This is a genomic window from Borreliella yangtzensis (assembly GCF_014201775.1).
GTDB lineage: Bacteria > Spirochaetota > Spirochaetia > Borreliales > Borreliaceae > Borreliella > Borreliella yangtzensis.
The window spans coordinates 1-18189 of sequence record NZ_JACHFG010000010.1; the positions used below are offsets into that span (position 1 = coordinate 1).

At 34.9% G+C, this 18189-nt stretch carries 21 protein-coding genes; 19 read left to right on the forward strand and 2 right to left on the reverse strand.

The window, feature by feature from the left end; genetic code table 11:
• Positions 1-52: 52 nt before the first annotated feature.
• Both HNP68_RS05385 and HNP68_RS05390 read right to left on the reverse strand, forming a co-directional pair.
• Positions 53-565 carry a hypothetical protein gene (locus tag HNP68_RS05385; protein WP_235684949.1) on the reverse strand — a complete coding sequence of 171 codons (513 nt, stop codon included), beginning with the start codon at positions 563-565 and terminating at the stop codon, positions 53-55.
• Between the two features lie 24 nt (positions 566-589).
• Positions 590-2065: a plasmid maintenance protein gene (locus HNP68_RS05390; protein ID WP_183221219.1), complete on the reverse strand. Its 1476-nt coding sequence runs from the start codon at positions 2063-2065 to the stop codon at positions 590-592.
• A gap of 390 nt (positions 2066-2455) precedes the next feature.
• Between HNP68_RS05390 and HNP68_RS05395 the strand changes: the two genes are divergently transcribed.
• The 19 genes from HNP68_RS05395 to HNP68_RS05485 all read left to right on the forward strand — a co-directional run.
• Complete coding sequence (locus tag HNP68_RS05395; protein ID WP_183221221.1) at positions 2456-2869, forward strand: hypothetical protein; 414 nt, start codon at positions 2456-2458, stop codon at positions 2867-2869.
• On the forward strand, positions 2862-3554 hold the full coding sequence (locus tag HNP68_RS05400) for a DUF261 family protein (RefSeq protein WP_183221223.1): 693 nt from the start codon (positions 2862-2864) through the stop codon (positions 3552-3554). The genes HNP68_RS05395 and HNP68_RS05400 overlap by 8 nt, the downstream gene beginning before the upstream one ends.
• Entirely contained in the window at positions 3554-3916 is a 363-nt protein-coding gene (locus tag HNP68_RS05405; RefSeq protein ID WP_183221225.1) for a hypothetical protein, read from the forward strand. Before HNP68_RS05400 ends, HNP68_RS05405 begins: the two co-directional genes overlap by 1 nt.
• Positions 3917-3926: 10 nt before the next feature.
• The gene (locus HNP68_RS05410; protein WP_183221227.1) at positions 3927-4310 is read left to right on the forward strand and encodes a BBA14 family lipoprotein; all 384 of its coding nucleotides are present in this window, start codon (positions 3927-3929) and stop codon (positions 4308-4310) included.
• A 9-nt stretch (positions 4311-4319) separates the two neighbouring features.
• Positions 4320-6944, forward strand: coding sequence for a right-handed parallel beta-helix repeat-containing protein (locus tag HNP68_RS05415; protein ID WP_183221229.1), 2625 nt, complete (start codon positions 4320-4322; stop codon positions 6942-6944).
• Entirely contained in the window at positions 6945-7727 is a 783-nt protein-coding gene (locus HNP68_RS05420; RefSeq protein WP_183221232.1) for a hypothetical protein, read from the forward strand. It begins immediately after the preceding gene.
• Positions 7728-7736: 9 nt separating this feature from the next.
• On the forward strand, positions 7737-8519 hold the full coding sequence (locus HNP68_RS05425) for a hypothetical protein (RefSeq protein ID WP_183221233.1): 783 nt from the start codon (positions 7737-7739) through the stop codon (positions 8517-8519).
• 9 nt (positions 8520-8528) lie between these two features.
• Positions 8529-8867 (forward strand): hypothetical protein, encoded by a 339-nt coding sequence (locus tag HNP68_RS05430; protein ID WP_183221235.1) that lies wholly within the window; start codon positions 8529-8531, stop codon positions 8865-8867.
• A complete protein-coding gene (locus HNP68_RS05435) occupies positions 8864-10054 on the forward strand; it encodes a PBSX family phage terminase large subunit (protein WP_183221237.1) in 1191 nt (396 codons plus the stop codon). The genes HNP68_RS05430 and HNP68_RS05435 overlap by 4 nt, the downstream gene beginning before the upstream one ends.
• A gap of 10 nt (positions 10055-10064) precedes the next feature.
• Positions 10065-11090, forward strand: a complete 1026-nt coding sequence (locus HNP68_RS05440; protein ID WP_183221239.1) for an anti-CBASS protein Acb1 family protein — start codon at positions 10065-10067, stop codon at positions 11088-11090.
• A gap of 31 nt (positions 11091-11121) precedes the next feature.
• Positions 11122-11682, forward strand: coding sequence for a terminase (locus tag HNP68_RS05445; RefSeq protein ID WP_183221242.1), 561 nt, complete (start codon positions 11122-11124; stop codon positions 11680-11682).
• Complete coding sequence (locus tag HNP68_RS05450) at positions 11664-12173, forward strand: structural cement protein Gp24 (protein WP_183221244.1); 510 nt, start codon at positions 11664-11666, stop codon at positions 12171-12173. Before HNP68_RS05445 ends, HNP68_RS05450 begins: the two co-directional genes overlap by 19 nt.
• Before the next feature lie 291 nt (positions 12174-12464).
• Positions 12465-13046: a hypothetical protein gene (locus HNP68_RS07280; protein WP_420703294.1), complete on the forward strand. Its 582-nt coding sequence runs from the start codon at positions 12465-12467 to the stop codon at positions 13044-13046.
• 8 nt (positions 13047-13054) lie between these two features.
• Positions 13055-13393 (forward strand): hypothetical protein, encoded by a 339-nt coding sequence (locus HNP68_RS05460; protein WP_183221248.1) that lies wholly within the window; start codon positions 13055-13057, stop codon positions 13391-13393.
• A gap of 15 nt (positions 13394-13408) precedes the next feature.
• Positions 13409-13801: a hypothetical protein gene (locus HNP68_RS05465; protein ID WP_183221250.1), complete on the forward strand. Its 393-nt coding sequence runs from the start codon at positions 13409-13411 to the stop codon at positions 13799-13801.
• Positions 13802-13989: 188 nt separating this feature from the next.
• On the forward strand, positions 13990-14241 hold the full coding sequence (locus HNP68_RS07285; RefSeq protein WP_235684950.1) for a hypothetical protein: 252 nt from the start codon (positions 13990-13992) through the stop codon (positions 14239-14241).
• A complete protein-coding gene (locus tag HNP68_RS05475) occupies positions 14231-15049 on the forward strand; it encodes a hypothetical protein (protein WP_183221253.1) in 819 nt (272 codons plus the stop codon). The genes HNP68_RS07285 and HNP68_RS05475 overlap by 11 nt, the downstream gene beginning before the upstream one ends.
• 9 nt (positions 15050-15058) lie before the next feature.
• Positions 15059-15487 carry a hypothetical protein gene (locus HNP68_RS05480; RefSeq protein ID WP_183221255.1) on the forward strand — a complete coding sequence of 143 codons (429 nt, stop codon included), beginning with the start codon at positions 15059-15061 and terminating at the stop codon, positions 15485-15487.
• Between the two features lie 283 nt (positions 15488-15770).
• Positions 15771-18189, forward strand: a 2419-nt coding sequence (locus HNP68_RS05485) for a tape measure protein (protein WP_235684951.1), incomplete at its 3' end; no start/stop codon positions are given.

Genomic DNA, 18189 nt, shown 5'->3' on the forward strand with positions numbered 1-18189 from the left:
GGTTTTTCCCTGGGAATTTTCCTACCCTTTTTACTATTCTAAAGCTAATATGCTACCCCTTTGCTGCTGGATTTGGATTTTTTCTTTGTCCTGATTCTGGTAATGATGCTGGTCCTGATCCTGATCCTGGTAATGATCCTGATCCTAGTACTAATTCTGGTCCTGGTCCTGATTCCGGCACTGATCTTGTTGATCTGCCGCTCCTAGAACCTGAACCGGCAGCACCATCCTGAAGTCCTTTGATGAACACATCTTTGTACTCTTTGATAATCTTGTTTAATATTTTTTTAATACTGGAATACCTTCTTGCAGTGCAAATATATTCACGATTATCAACTTTTTCAAATTTGAACCAGCCGGTCTTACTATCGTACTTTGTTTTAATCCAATCACATACATACTTATACAAATAATCGTAATCAAAATCCTCTGGTCCTAGACGCGGAAAATTTTTGATGCTACTGTCTTTAGCTTTATTTTGGACCTCTGAGCTCATGTAAACATCCCAAATTCTGTCCCTTCTTATGTAAAGACTTCTTACTAAATGCTTCATTCTTATTTTCATTTTACCTCCTAAAGCCACTTAGGCTCAAATTGCTTTTTTACTAATTCCTAAACTATCAAGTGTAAGCCCCTTTAGAGACTTGAACCCCGAACAATCCTTAGCAATGCCTTTTGTATGTACTCTTTCGTAAAGTTTTCTATGAGGCAGCTGCTGAGGCCGCTGGGGCTGCTGAGGCTGCTGCGACTGCTGATGCTGCGGCGGCGCGCCCATATTTACACTATCTTGCTCGTGATTTACTGAATCTGGTATTTGTTCATCAGATTGAACCTGTTTGTTGTTCAATCTTTCTAACCGCTCCCTACTACGAATTTCTCTCTCTCTAGCTTCCATTTCTAGAACTTTTTTCACATAATCGATGTTATGAACCTTTTTACTTACAAATTCAGAAAATCGCTCTTTCCAAATCAGATCATAATCACTGCTAACCCCATCATTACGCTTCATCATCATCCAAACTTTATAGCGATATTCAGAAAATTGTGCCAAGAAATGCTCAAGAATATAATTGACTTTAGCATTTGGAAGCTCATCAAGAACTGTTTCCAAATTATTAAGAGCATTTTTGTAAGTTGATTCATTGTTGCTAAGATCTTTTACTCGGTAAAGGAAATCTTTTGGAATGTCTCTTTGAATAAGTCTATCCTCGACATCATTTTTTTCAGGATCAAGATTGTTTTTTAGATTTTTTGAATTATTTTTAGAATTCTTATAATTCTTATACTTAATAATACTTATATTATCTTTATTAATAACAGGCGGCGCCACTTGAGGCGACATGATATTGACGCGACATTTGGTATGTTGAGAAAGCAAGCTAATGTCGCATGGTTGTTCAAAAGTCCCAGAGGAATTTTTGTCTGAAACTTTGTTATCAAAATAATTATAAGGAAGGATATTATGCCCATTGGCATGATTTTCAAATTTGTTTTGGATATTTTGGAATTTAGAAACTTTGAACACCGCATTTTGAATGCTGTAGTCGAAGTCGCCAACTATTTTTTTGTTAACAAGTTTTTCTTCAATAAGCGATACGAAATATTCCCAAATTATTTCTTTGTGGTATGCTGCAAATTTCATGTTTTGAATGTAATGAGCAACACTTCCATGACCAGTTTTGTCTTTACCAAACTTTCTAATCACGGTCTGAATTAGACCAAGATCATTAAGAATCTTGATGTCGCGCTGTACAGTGCGCTTGGAAACGGCTTTTTTTGAATCTTTTTCAAGAAGTTTTGCAACAATTTTGTAAATGTCGCAAGCCGAATAACACTCAACCCCAAAAGAATTTTTGTAGTTTTGATTTTTTACGCTGATTGCCCAGTAGACTTTCAGCATCCTATTGTAAGGGGTTACACAAATTTTTCTGATCAAAGACTTGGCGTAGGACACTTTTACAGTGTCCGTACAAGTCTTTTTTATACTATTCTCCACCAACTTAATAAGTAAGTCGCGCGCTTTAGAATTGTATAAAGTTTTATTTTCTAATAAAATATCTTTCATAATAGTATATTATGAAACCGATTTCATCATCACTAGTGATGAAAGGGTGAAAGTCTGGTTGCACAACGCTAGCAGCTAGACTTTACTTATTTCATTCCTCTCTCTATAAAATCAAAATAACGGAGGGTATTTTTTAATGAAAAAATCCTCTCATAGAGAATTATACATCAAGCAGATTCAGTTTCAAACAAAAAAATGTGAAAAATTTTTTGGATTTTTAGCAAAAACGCTGTAGATTTTGTTAAATCTAATACTGCGAAAGCACTATTAGGTAGTTTAGACTAAGTAGTCTAAATTAGCTAAGTCATATTTTATTTATTTTGTCGTACATGTACAAAATGGGTGAAGTATGACTTTTTTTTGTAAAATTAGGAATTTGGTGGAGGCAATATGGCAAAACTAAAGAAAGTAAATATTCTAAGCAGCATAGTAGCAATGCTAGTAATATCTATTTCTGGACTGGGCACATACGCTTTCAAGGGACTTTTGGCAGACATCAAAGCTCAAGTGGCCAAGGTCAAGGCTGAAGTTTTCAAAGAATTTGAAATTCACTACAAAATGGTAAAAGCCGAAATTTTCAAAGAACTAGAAAATTACTACAACGAAAAAATCAAAACCGAATTCGAAGAAATGAAAAATTCAGTAAAAGAAGAACTAAAAAGAACTACAGATTTCATCAATACAGTAAACAAAGAAAACTTGGCACAAGAAATTAGAAATATTTGTGCAAAAGAAAAAATCAAAGCACAAGAAATTCTAAGAGAACAACTAAGATTAATGAAATTGGAAAAGGCAAATGAATAACAAAATGTTTTTAGGTATTTACAATTTTTTTTACAATCTTCTCAAAGAATATTTTCTAAAAAAGTACAAATCTGAGTTACTAGAAAGTACACAGCACTACAAAAATTTAGAAAAAGTAACTTTCACAGAAGTCGAAATTCATAGAATTGCAGTGCCCTTGCAAATGAGGTTCAAAGAACAAAACGAAATTATCTCAAAATTTGGATGTTATTTTCTTTGTATTTTGTTTGTTGGCCTTGTAGTAAAAGAAATCAAAAACGGTGTGGAAAAATGTTTTGATTGCTTTGAGATTGATTTACTTTTCAAAGGCCTTGTAAGTAAAGGCTGCCTAAGGGGTGACAATGCTTTTGTCAATTCTCCAAATGCAATATTTGCAAACTTGGGCATTGACGAAGATATTTTCTTTGATGAAAAACATTATCCAAGTTCTTATGAACCTTTAGAATCGGATATTTTGATTGCAAAGTACAAAGACGAAAGTTCTAGCTTTTACCATTTTGTAATTGTATCAAATGACAAAAAAACCGTAATTTGGGATTCACTTGGCAATTCTAAGGCCGTTTCTAACGGATACATAGACTCGCTAAGGGTTTTCAAAATTCAAAACAAAGAAATAGTAAAACGCGTAAAGAACAGACTAGAATTCTACAGCGCAAAATTTAGAAACAATTTGGAGGTAGCGTAATGAACGCAGTAAAAAATATTCATGAACTGCTAGACGCAGTAGATGTAAAAAATGCACTACTCAAAGGGTTTGAAAGCTCTTTTGGTAGAGAAAAACTAGATATAGTAAACGAAGGAATGGCCTTCACAAGCTCACTTTTAAGGCTAGTGTTTTTTTTGAAAGACAAAATAGAAAAAAACAATGAGGACAAAGCTGCTGTTGAGCTAATTGACAAGCGCCTAAAGGATACAATTGAGCTTTCAATACAAGCTGCCGAGGCTTACAGAAGTTCTGGTGGTAGCTTTTGTGAATACAGAAAACTAATCAAGCTTAGAGACCAAGTTACAAGCAAAATGCTAAAAGATTTAGAAAACCAGGTGTAAGGAGACATCAATGAAACTAAAAACAAAAATTAATTTCATAGGAATTTTTTGGATACTCTTACTACTACTTTCTTGTGAATCAATCCCATCAATTCCAAAACAACCAACACTAACAAATAAAGAAGATATTTCAAACTTAATTGTTGATGAAGCGGAACTTTTTAGATACGCAACTTCACTCAATGTTTGGCTTTTGTCTGTAAAGGCCTATGCAAACAAGCACTATGCTGGTGAAAAGTTTCCTGTGTTTGAAAACTTTGAGCCCATGGTTGACAATGAAAATGAGCCAGATGATACCAATATGCTAAAAAGCCGAATTGCATACTATAAAAGGTACATAGAAAAAACCGAACCGATTGTATTCAATTGTTATAAAAAATACAGCAGAAGGTAACACACTAAATTGGAAGATCAAGACATTACAGTCCAAGAAATTGACCTGGAAAGTCCAGAAATTACTGGCCAAAATCCAGAAATATCAAGTGCCAAAGAAGATACAACACAAGATTGTACTTCTTTGGGGTTTGACATTGTATTCTATACGGATGAAGGTCAAATTTTTGAACTTACCCCTTTTGTAGATATTTCAAGCATTGTATTAGAAGAAAAAATTGTAGACCCAAGTCTAAAAACAGCATCAAGCAGTTTCAGCTTCAGCGTAAGTGGACTCTCAGAAGATTTTTTGAATTTCTTGTTCTTCAGAAACGAAGATATTTTCGTAAAAGTAAGCGACAATAAAACCCCCGTATTTACAGGAATTTTAGAAAAATTTTTCAGCAGAGATTTGTTCAATAGCACCAAAAGCGTATCGTTCACGGTAAACGACTACTCTAGCCTGCTAAAGATTGCATTCGAAAATCCAGTTCAATTCCCAATCAATTTTTCACCAGACTGGCTTTTCGTATACAATCCTTTGGCAAAAGAACTCTCACTTGTCCACCTAATAATAGGAAAAACTAAACTAAAAGACCTTATTGATGATGATGCTAGCGAACCAATTCTTGACAAAGTCCCAGCCGTAATCATTGATTGTAACGAAAATGTAGAAACTATTTTACAAGCCTTGCTTTACGAATTTGGGTACGCATACACTTTCTCTCCAATTGGTAAACTAAAAATTCTTCCAATTTGGAAAAGTGAAGTAATCAACAAAGAAATTGAAATTTGTACCATAGATGCCGAAAGTTATGTAATGTCAAAAAGTAGCTCCAGCAGCTACGATGCAACCAAAATTATTTGGAGAGAAGGCAAATTCCAAAGTAAAGAAGACTCAATATCCAAAAAACGACCACTCTACTCAGCACCAATAAATGTTGCTGGTACTGACGGCGCACTGTATGTTGCTGTACTTCAAAAAGGCGTTGTGTACCCCGACTTTGCAGACAAATTAGGAAGCAGTGTTTTCCAAGAATACGACCCTAGTTGGCTAGATACAGTTTACAAATGGGACTTCAAAAGGCGTGAAGTTTGGCACGACCACTACGCAATTAATGAGCACCTAGCAATAATCTCAACTCACAACCTTGAATCAAGGTTTAGCGCCGATTCCTACATCAAGCTTGAGCACAAAGAATATTTTCCAACAAAGGCTAAACTTTGGTTTAGAAACACTTCTAGTAGTCAAGGCTCCAGATACATTTACCACTTTGATATCTACGGAGATGTTTTTTATACAATAGCTAAAAATGTAATTCAAACTGATAATGCTGATGATTTTTACTCTAAAAAATTTGAATATACAACCAGGTTCATTTTTTCTGAACAATCAGCAGTAAGACTTTTCGAATTCCTAACAAACTTACGCGTCAAAGGACACACTATTGTTAATTTCCGGTCAATGCAAAATCTAAACATAACCGATTTTGTCAAACTTAGGCTTGATAATATTGGTATTGATCATTTTTTCCTTATACTTTCAAAAAAATTTACTAACTTTGATCTAGATATCAAGCTTTACGAATACGAAGGAATCACCTGGGGTGACTACACCCATTACGAATACCTTACAACTTCAACTAAAATATCAGTAAGCGACTACTTGTCTGGGGTCAACAAAGTTGTTATTGCGCCGTTTAATTACAATGGCCCTGAAACTTTCCAGTTCAAAGCCGACGGATTCAAAGACGAAGATACTCTAAACACCGCAATTGAATTTGCAAAACAAGCAGGACTTAACAAAATCAAACTCCTCAACGGAGATTTTTACATTTACGATCAAGTAAACCTAAACAATTTAGAAATCCAAGGCGATGACGAAGTAGCAATAAGAAGTACGGGGTTTTCCAAACATATTTTTACATCAGAAAAATCATTCAAACTTTCCGGGATTAGCATATGCCAACAACCATTAAGCGAACTTTACATTAACGGAGGAGACCTAAATCAAGAAGAATTGTCAATGTATCTAGAAGACAAAAGCTTTACACAGCCCCCTGATATGGTCTTCTGCTCTTCATATTCAGTAAAAGAAGATGCCAGATCATCCGTCTATGTTACAGATGCAAATTTTGTGTACATCAAAGATGTCACATTTCGTTGTGCTCTAAACAATGCCCTACATTTGACAAAAGTAAAAAAAATCCTGCTAGAAGATGTTGATTTCGACTCAGCAAATCAAGGATTCGAAATCAGTGACGCTAAAAATATTACGCTCGTCAACACCAACATCAAAAGCAGCAAAAAAGAATCGGTTGCAAGTGGATACAACATTATGATCAGGAGAAGTTCTTTCGAAAACAACAACAATGCACTAAAACTTTCGAATTTCTCAAGCGTAAAAATACTAGATTCTCAGCTCAGTAAAAACAAAGGTACAGCACTTAACTTAGTTGACATTACTATCGCAAGACTAAACAATAATGTTTTTGTCGAAAACAAAGTTGGACTTGAAAATCATTCTTTTGACTTGATCATTCAAGACACTTTTTTGAAAAACACACTTGCTCTTGATCTATCAGATTCAAAAGGAAGAATAATTGATAGTAGTACTTATACAGAAAATACTAAAGACAAACAGGAGGCCGCGTAAATGATAAGTGATGAAGACTTTGAAGAAATCAAAAAAAGACTTCAAGCCGACAACATCAAATTCCAATTTGGCGTTGGAACTATGGAAGAAGCAAAAAATTATGTTGGCAAACTTGGCGAACCCATTGTTGTCAAAGATAAAGAATTATTTGCCATTTGCAATGGCCAAGACACTACTAACAGAAAATATTATCCTATTAATAAGAATACCAAACCCCCTATTGGCGAAAATTTGGATGATTATCTAGAACATTTAGTTAACTGGTGCTTAGAAAACACTTACCCAGGGTTTTTAACTGCTGAATTTGCTAAAGAAGGAACACTCTCAAGAAGTAAGCTGGTAAAAGCTTTCGAAGATACTAAAAAATTCTGCATTCCAGATGGAAGAAGTCTTCCTGAAAGCTGTTTTGTAAAAAAAGAATTTGGAATATCTTATGCCCCCAATTTATCGGGAAGGTTCCTACGACACTACGATTCTGGTGGCGGCACTGACTCTGACGGTTCAAGAAGCTTAGGTGATACACAAAGCCACTCTTTAGAAAAACACGATCATGGTATTGATAACAGTCAATTAAGCGCACTACAAGGGTATCTTGTATCTCAATACCGCTACATTGAAAGAGATTCCAATTGGTCCAGTGGTTCCACCAGTTTTGTTACCAAAATAGAGTATGGCGATAGCATAAGCTCATGGCGCTACCCTTCCTGGACAGAATACACAGGAAGTGATGAGACTAGGCCAAAAAATACATGTTATATCTCATTTTACAGATACGATTGGTAGGGAAAATCAATGATCACACAAAACTATTATGAAAGAATCAAAGAAAAACTACAAAAAGCCAAAACTCGCATTCAATTTAGAAATGCAGAAAAATCAGACTCGCTAGGATATGAGGGCTCTCTTGGAGAACCAATCCTGCTAAAAGATAAACTTACTTTTTCGGTATGCGATGGAAAAAGTATTGGCAACAGAAAAGAATATGAAATTACTAAAAGTGCACCAAACTTAGATTCACTTAGTGAATATCTAGAGCATATGGTTTTATTTTTTCTAGAAAAAACACCTGTTGGTGCTCTAACTGCAAAATTTGCACAAGAAGGATCAATTCTTACAAGAGACAAATTAATTGAGACATTCACAAACACAAACAAATTTTGCATTCCAGACGGTAGAAGCTTACCAAGTGATTGCTATGCATACAAAGTTTTTGGAATATCTTATGCCCCCAATTTATCGGGAAGGTTCCTACGACACTACGATTCTGGTGGCAGTACCGACTCTTCCGGCTCAAGAAGTTTGGGTGATACACAAAGCCACTCTTTAGAAAAACATAGACATAATATTGAAACCAACCGTATCGAATTTGAAGGGAGATTAGTAAAAAATGATACAAAAATTTACCGTGATAAGGATTATTATTGGTCTACAGGCAATACTAGATTTGTTGTTGGGCTTGAATATGGCGATGAAGCAGACGATATATTATTTGTTCCTATTACAAAGTACGCAGGCTCCAAAGAAACAAGGCCCAAAAATACCTGTTATATCTCTTTTTATAGGTACGATCTTTAGGAGAAAATTATGAATAATTTAGAAATACAAGAACTTTTGAAAAAATTAATAGAAGATAAGCTTGGTATAGACAATCAATATTCAAATAACACAAGCAAACAAGCTTTACTTAACCTATTTGTCAACAAAATGTTTGAATTCTCAAACAGTAATGTTCTAGCAACAAGTTTACATGCATTTAGAATGTTTTTTGCGGTTTTTGAAATGAGCGAAGCTGAAGATTTAGTGCTAGACATTATTAACAAAGAAAAATTAATTATTGGAAACAATACAAGCACGGGTTTTGTAAAAAGTTGTTCTTATACTGAAGAAGAAATCAACAAAATTATTACCAAAGGTGAACTATGAGACTAAGGCGACTCCCAATATATGTTAACGCGTATAAAGAAAAACCTAATGCTGAAATTTTCATATACTACTCCAGTAGAGGAACTGGTAAAACTTATGATATTGCAACTGTCAACTTAGAAAGAAAATTTAGTGTTGATGGAGGAGATACACTTGCAATACGAAAAAAGAAAAACAAAACAACACAATCAATACACAAAGAAATTTTAGAACTTTTGAGCATATATGGCTTAAGAAAATTTTTCAATATAAGTAAAGCAAAAATTGAGAGTAAAAGCTTGATTTTTGGTAAAAAACGAGCTTTTGTTTTCGAAGGAGGCCACGACACAAAAGATTTGAAATCTTATGCTCATTTCAAAGACTTGTGGCTAGAAGAAGCCAATCAGTTTAGCTCCGATGATATAGAAATGCTTATCCCTACAATGAGAGAACAAGGCGGAAGAATCTATATGTCAAGCAACCCGGTACCCAAGTCACATTGGCTATACAAAAGATACTTGGCAAATCAAGACAATCCCGCTGTTTGTATTATCAAAAGTACTTACCGCGACAACCCATTTTTGAACGGTGGAGATGTTGAAGCTTGGCTTGAAAAACAAAAACTTGCATATCATGGAAATGACATTGGATTTAGAATTGAAGTTTTGGGAGAAGAGTTTGATTTTGGTACTGCAAGATTAATCAAAAAATTCAATGTTTGTGAACCAGACCTTATTTCCAGAGCCAATGGCAGCTACTACACAGGGGTACACATCAAGGGAAATAGAATTTGTTTTTTAGAAATTCTTGTCGGAAGAATTTCATATCTTCCAGTTGTAATTGTTACAAACGCATGTAGTAAAGTTTTACTATCAAAAGATGATTACCAATCTGAAATTAACAATTTCAAGGGAACTTTTGTTCTTCCAGCTTCTAGAGAAGAACTCAAATATGTATTCTCTCGGCTTGGTAGAGGCACTTTGCTTGCAAAAAAACGGAATTTGTATTCCCTCTCGGACTATCTAATTCCAGCCAATCTTAGTGTAGTAAACATCCCCGAAACAACTGATGTAATTTCAGAGTTCAACGAAACTGAATATTACTATGATGAATCTAGCGCAGAAGATAGTGAAGTTACAAATTTTGTTATGCAGAAAGATTTGACATACATACCGGCATTTCTCAACGCTGCATCTATTTTCAACTAAAGGGATAGAAATGTTTGGAATGAAATTTTTCAAAAAAACTAAAGAAATAAAACTATTTCCAGTAAGCGAATACACATCTCACAAAGACCAATTGCGACTTGCACACCAAGTAGCCGAAATTTACGCAGGTTTTGCATCTTCCAGAGACATTGAGCACAAAATAGGTGATGGCCTCTCAAAGTTATTTGATAGTAACTTTAGAGCTGTTATCAAAAAAATGGTATACACAGCAATCTTGTTTGGAGAAAGCAACTTTTACATAGTAGTTCCAGACTCCGATGATCCCAAAAAACCACTAAAAAAAGGATTCCCAAGTCTTTGCTACAACTTCGGTGAAGTTCTTGATGAAGGCTCTTATTCTCTAAAAAATATACATGAAAGTAGAATCATCAGTATGAAGTCATCTTTTCTAAATTTCGAGGCTCTAAAAAAAAGCAGCAATATTATGGATACACTACTCAACGAAACAATGGGATTTTTGAAAGTTAACAATTTTACTTTTCTAAAATCAGCAACGCTACCATCAGTCAAGGATATGACCGCATACGACCTGGCTGAAGTAAAAAAAAATATTGAAGGGGTTCTCGACAGTAACCACAAAATGATGATACTCGGAAGAGAAGATGATATTGCTAATGTTACAAGATCTGTAAGTCCACTAAGAGATGCTTTTGAAATCATTGTATCAGACATAACACTCCATTCTGGAATTCCAAAAGAAATACTATATCCGGTCTCGCCATCTGGAGAAGGCAGTGTTGGAAACTACGATATTTTTTACCTAAACATTGAGCAGATATGCAAACTAATGGTAACACCATTCATCAATGCAGTGCTTTTCAAGTTTGGACTACAATCCAACTGGTGCTACAAACCAGTCAAGCCAATTAGCCAAAAAGAACAAGCTGAAATTGATGAAAAACACGCAAAAACTTTAGCAACTTATGTGGAACTTTTAAGTAAAGCCAAGGAGATGGAAAATGATGATTTGTATCTAAAAATACAAAACGAACTTAACCAATATTTACAAATTTAATTTAGAAAAAAATCTTGCTTAAGGAGGTTATATGCAAGAACAATTTAGTGAAGATACTGTTGCAATTTCTGAATCTTTGCCTAAAAATGACAAAGAACAAGTAACAATATCTTCAGAAGAATATGAAAAATTAGTGTCTGATGCAAAAAAATTGTCGGGCATGATTTCACGAGAAGATTTTGAAAGACGCCTTGCTGAAGCTGAAAGTAACTTTACTAAAGCTAGAAAGCAAGCTGAAAGACAAGCCGAGGCGAATGCTTTCAAAGATTCTAAAGTTTTGACAAATCTTGAAAAAGCTTGTGAGCAGTATGAAATTACTCCGCCTTTTGCAAACGCTTTGAGCGTAAAAGACGCCAAGCTTGCATTTTTGCAGGCAATGAAGAAAAAATATAATGTCAATTTCAAAATTGACGAAGAAGGCGATCTTGACGCTCAAATTGCCAACATAAGTTTGCTAGTACAAGAGCTTACCGCATATAAACAGGTGGTAAATGCAAGAAATGGAGCCACAGGCCAAATTATCAATGATACAGTAGCAAAACGATTAATGGATCGACTAAATGGGGGGTGTAAATGTCAGACTTTGACTTAACAAAAATTAGCAAAAAATTCGTTTTGGGAACTGAACACAAATCAGGTGTTCATCAAACTGAAACTGCAATAGTTGATGTTGAATCCCAACCCATCAAACCAGGAGATCCAGTTTACGCAAGTGGATCAAGCGAAATGGGAGAAGTGTTGGTAAAATCAGCACTTGCAACATCTGGAGTTGGCCCTATTCGGGGATTTGCCCTAAAAAAAGAAAGTATAGGTTTATTAGAAAATGAAAATTACTCTCCAGGAGAACTAATTCCGGTAAGACGCGCTGGGGAAGTAACTGTTACATTAGACAATGGATTTACAACTCCCAAAGTCGGAGATTATGTTTTCTTGAAAGGAGGCAAACTAGTAAAAGATGGCAAAGGAGCTACTCAAGTTGGCAGAATCAAAGATGTTAGCCTTGAACAAAATAGCAAAGTGGTTTTGCTTGATGTAAACATTGGACCAGAGTATGAAAGCAATGGTACAAGAAAACTGTCGTAAAGACAAAAAAATTAATGAAAAAATAGGAGGTCTACTTTGAGTAGAAGTATGTTTGAGCAACCAACCGGCAGCTACAGTTGCGATATAAAAGACCTTACAAAAAACGGTCTTAAAGATCTTGTTCCGGTCAAGTCTATAACCAGAAATGACCTAAGACAGGGATATTACATTGTAAGAAAATCAGAAGTTGACCACAATGTGACAGCAACTTTTGGGGAACATAGTAATGAAATTGGGAAAAGCACCATTTTCTTCCAAGAAATGGCATACAAAATTTACTTGTTTGAAACGGTGCAGCGAATTCCAATAAAAGACCTAATGTATGAAACATTAAGCGAAGACGAAGTAAAAGCTAATCTACAACTTGGTCTGATGAAAGATGCGTACCATTCTGTTATTTTTGGTAAAAAACACATCAATATGGAAGGAATCACAAATCTTAAGGGTAAAAGCAAAGTTACTGTTGAGACACTGGTTAACGGGTATACTTTGTATGAAAAAGCAGCACAAGCAAAACGCGAGTCAGAAAAATCCAAAGAAAGACTTGATTTGGGATACATTCTTTTAGTTCCACACAATTATTCGAATCTTTTACTAGAGCTGTACAGCGAACCTCAGTATGTAACAGTCAAACAAGCACTAGAAAGGGATCATGGAATTGCAACGATTGTTTTGAAGGGCCTGACAAACCCTATACTGTATGAACCAAATCCAGAAGTAATGTTTGTTCCATTATTGTCAGATATATTCTATAGAAGATTTACAGCACCAGATGGTGATTACATTCACGCTTCAATGGAATCAGCAGGCGTAGTGCATTTTAAACCGCACGAAGTTGTCGAAATTAGCGTTACAAAACCTAGTGGTAGTTAAGAAAAAAAATGAGTGAACTTGACGATCTTATTACGTGGATAAGCCTGACTAAGATAGAATCTTTACGCATTGAATGCACTAAAGAAGACGGAAGCATTAACATCCCAGATCAAACCAAAGTGCAACTTTTTGAAGTTCTAAGATACGCTAAATCTATTTTAGCCTTATACGATATGGGAGCTGCATACAAGAATTGGCTTGTAATTTTACTTGATGTTCTCTACTTAGAAGTTTTCAATATTAGGTGCAAAGGAGATCAAAAAGAGTGTAAATTCAAATATTTGATCTCTCAACTTGATTTTCTATTCCCACGTATTGATTCTTGTCCCTTTCTTTACATTGGGTAACCAAAAGGAGAGTAAATGGAAATTGGAGAAAAAATAAGAAAATCTATATTTGAGAATTCAAAAAGCTTTGTGGGATTCAAAATCAAATCTAAAAAAGACACAGTGAAATCGCATATACCTGGACGATTGACAAATGTAACAAATATTGATTTAGAAGAAACTTCTTCTGGAATGAGCGTAAAAGTAAAAGTAAACTCGCCCCTTTCTGAATTTTTAGATTCAGGGCAAGCATATGCTAACAATTCTCCAGCTCCAAGCCTAGCAAAAATTAAGAGTTGGGCAGCATACAAAGGTATAGAATCTTCAGCAGTACCCATTTGGCTATCTCTGAAAAATCAAAAACCTAAACCCAAATATGTAAATTGGAAAAGGCATTTAGTAAAAGAGGTCGCAAAGTTAATTCAATGAAAGTAATTGAAGAGTTTATTATTAATTTGAAAAAAAATTTGAACAATTACCTGATTGCATGTAAACATACAACCACAAAAGTATATTACAAGTCTGAAATGTTTGCATGTTCAACAAAAGATTTGCCATCAATTGTATTTGCAGTAAAAAGTACTGGAGAAATTATGAATCACTGTAAAAATTATTCGATGATTTTGTGTCCAAAGTTCGTAATTTACACAGAGTGCAACATGCGTCCTACTTTAGGACTTGAGGTTGCAAATATAATTGTGGCGTTTTTGATGCTAAACTATTCGCTTAAGTATTTCAGCATTGACGATTCCCAGGTTGAAGACGAAACTTCTGATGCAAGAATGGTAACATTAGTTGATTCAACATTAGGAATTAGGATAGATGGAGCTGATTACATTAATTGTCGTGGAGGTAAAAATGGCAGTTGAAAAATTGAGAATGCCGACTGGCGCAGTGCTAGTTACGGTCAATATTGAAAAATTCAAATGGACTTTCAAGGGTTCAGACATCAAAAACAATGCTGAACCTTCTGGAACAGATGCTACTAATTTAGTTGTAAAAGATTTGAGCTCAAGCACTCAAAAACCTGGCAAATGGAAATCAATTAGCGAATGCATTTTTAGGGTGAAAAAGATTGATTCTAAGTCAAAACTTACATCAGATTTAGATCTAAAAGAAGGCAGCATTTTCTACTATAACAAAGATTTTTTGACAAAAATATCTACCGCATGTGATAATGCTGATGAAATTGATGTTTTACTTTTCAAAACATATTGCTTAGGGTATTCATATACCATAAGCTCAACAAAATCAACAGAGACCCTAAAAACAACTTGTGGGTCAATCTCGGCAATTGGAAAAATACCAGAGCAAACTGTTGAGTTCAGTGGGTACTCCGTTAGAGAAACCTCAACTAATAAGGAAGAAATCCTTGATACATATATTGAAAAATCTCATTTTATAACGCAGGATTTTTCGAAAAATAATAACCAATGGCAAATTGGAAAACGCAGTTTGCCTACAAATTACGAGTTCACGGTACTTTTTGTAGATCAAATTGCAGATCAAGATCAAAGAACCAAATTCATGGTAGGCGAAGGACAAATTGCAACTTACAACCCAAGCCAGGACCTTAACAATCAAAAAATCGATCTAAAGTGTCAGCTTACTCTAACAAAACCTTTAGTATCAATTTCATGCGATTATATTCAAGATGCAAAGTTCTTCAAGATTTAGGAGTGAAAAATGATAATAAATGTGAACATAAGTGGTAGGGTAAGGATACCCTATATCCCAGACTACATTAGAAACAGTAAAGAAATTGTAAAAGAAGAAGATAAGGCATTCGTAGTTTTGCAAGACGTTAACTATGGATTTGTAGAAAAGCTAAAAGCAAGACAAATCGAACTTTTCAAAAAATTGAATGGGGAAAATGGTAAAAACAATTCTAATGCTATGATTGAATCAACAAGTGCCCAAATTCAATTTGTAAAAAAAATTTGGACTGAAAATGTAGTAGAATTTGTTGGACTTTACAATCAAGAAGGGGAATTAATTACAAAAGAAATGGTTGAAAAGGATGCTATTTTGTTTCAAGATATGCTTTCAAATCTTGCAATTGAGATTAACTTTTTAGCAGATACTCTAAGGGTTGAGCGTCTTTCAAAAAAGTAGAACTTGCGTTTGCATATCTTACAAAGAAACAGCACTATGACCAAGTACTAGAGTTTTCAGACCGAATTAATTCAGAATTCATAATAGATATGAAAAAGGAACTCCCTTGGATCAAACATAATGAAGATGAGATTCTACATTTGATCAATCAAGCATTACTTTCAAGAAATATTGGAAGCTTGCCCAACAAGGGTGGCCTTTTCGAGCAAAATTATTGGTTTGTGCTGGTTCTAAACGAGTTGAACTTATACATCAAAACCCTTGAAAACGAGAGTAGAAGTACATGAAACTTGACGAAATCATTATTCCGTTGTCAATGTCGATCAGCAATAATCAAAAGCTGGACGCAATATCAGAAACTCTAAAAAAAATTGCCGAACAAAAATTTGCAAGTCTAGATGATTTGAAGTCAAAATTAGAAAAATCTGCTAAATCTGGATCCAATTTAGAGAAAGCTCTAAACAAAAGTTCACAAAATGCTAGTAAAAACTTCAAATCTCTTGCAGATTCTGTTGATTCTGTTAATTCTAAAGCTGGCAGCATGAAAGGTATTGGCAAAGTTCTCAAAAGCGTTGGCAAAGGTTTGGGAAATGTAAAGAATTTGGCAAACAAAACCGGTGAAGCATTCAACCAAATGTTGGCAGCTTTTGGCCCAATTATGATAGCTGTAAAAGCTCTCCAAGCAATTGGCTCCACAATAAGTGGAATTTTTGATGGCGCAATGGATGCTCTTGATGAATTCAACGAAGAAGTGTCAACATTTTCCGATATGCTTGGAAATGAAGACCTTGGGAAATCTTTAGCAGAATCAATGCGGGCTTTTGGCGATGAAACTCTTTTTACTAGAGAGGCTATTGCTAATGCTACTAAGACAATGCTATCTTATGGTGCAACTGCAAGCGAAGTTGAACAAAGAATTCGAATGTTTGGAGAGGCTGCTGGTGGAAGTAGTGAGGGACTTGAGAAATTAGCTGAAGTATATTCTCGTGTAGAATCCAGTAATCAAGTGAATTTAGAAGATTTGTATGCACTTCGTGACGCTGGAGTTGATATTACAGACATTTTAGCAGAAGAAGCTGGTTTAGCTGGAGAGGCATTATACAAGGCTGCGAGTGAAGGACAAATAGGATTCGAAGCTCTAAATAAGGCTCTTTCTAAGGCTACTAGCGAAGGTGGCAAATTTTACGGAAATACCGCCAAAGAAGCAAAAACTTTAGCTCAAGCCCAACAACAAACTGCTAAAATGAGTGAAAAGCTTTTCTTAGATATTGGGAAAGCTTTAGAGCCAATGATGATTGGATTTGAAAAAGTAAAACAATTCATGATTAAAGGAATTTTGGAACCTTTGACAAAAGTCACCTCTGCGGTTATTTACCTGATCGGCAAACTTACAGAACTGGTGATATATGTTACTGGAAAGCTTGTGGAGGGTTTCAAGATTGCGTTCGACCCAATCATCAAATTGATTCAAAAAGTAGTAGATTTGACAGTCAAAGCCTGGGAAGGTTTCAAAAAAATTGTCGGGCTTTCCAAAAAACCTGAAAAAGAAAAAGATGAAAAAGACACTCCCAGTCCTGAACCCAAAAGAGACAAGAAATTTGATCCAAACGCAAAAACTGACTACAACAAACAGATGGAGCAAGACTACAAGAAATTGCAAGACGACATATTTACAGCTCAAAGAAAAATTTACGGTAAAGTTGGCGTGGAGCGAGAAAAAGCCTTAAGGGATCTTGAAAAAACAATCAAAACAAAAAACCAACAGTTTCTAAATGCATACTCCAAAAGTTTTGATGAGTTATCGGATGAAAACAAGAAAATTTTAGTTGGGGTTGAAAAATCAGTAAACGAATTCAATAACTCCAATTATGACTTTGTGAATGAGTACCAAGAATTACTAAAAGAAAAAGAAAGTCGTGAAAGAAAAATACTACTAACCCTACCCCATGCAGATCAAGAAAGCGCATTACAGAAACTAAATGATGAAATTAACGAAAAAAACAAAAATTTTGTGAAAAAATATGGAAAAAGTTTCACAACTCTGAATGAATCTAACAGAAAAATTGTAACTGCACTTGAAAAACAAGTTAATGAATATAGTAATGCTGCCTTGGACCGATCTTTTGTCCAGGCTCAAAAAGCTTTGCAAAAAGAAATACTAGCCCTGGAGTGGGAAACAATGCTACTTCCAGCAAAAGAAAGAAAAAGTGCTGAAGAAAAGATGGAATCCCAAATTCAAGCACTGTACAAGCAATTCGTAGATGATCACAAAGCCAAATTCGACAAACTAAGTGAAACCAACCAAAACGCACTAAAACAAATGGCTGAGAAAGCTAAGGATACTGCAAAAAGCTTTTTTGACAAATTATTAGAAAATCTAGACAAATTAACGGAATTTTCAGGCAAAATTTTAAATAAGGAAGGGGGAGAAATACTTGCTGAAGAGGGCTTTGATTATTTCATGGACCATGCAATACAAGGTGCGTACGAGGGATTTAGAAATTTGAGAAAACAAGTAGCAGAAGCTTACCTTGGATCGGCCGGTAAAGCTTTGGTAGAAGTAATTGAGCAATTAGAGGATTTCTTTTGGGGGCTTATAAATGGTTCCGGTAAGGCTAAAAAGAAAAAAATCGAAGAACAACGGGACAAAGATTTAGAAGAACTTGAAAAACGAAGTGAAATCGAACTAAAGAAACTTGAAG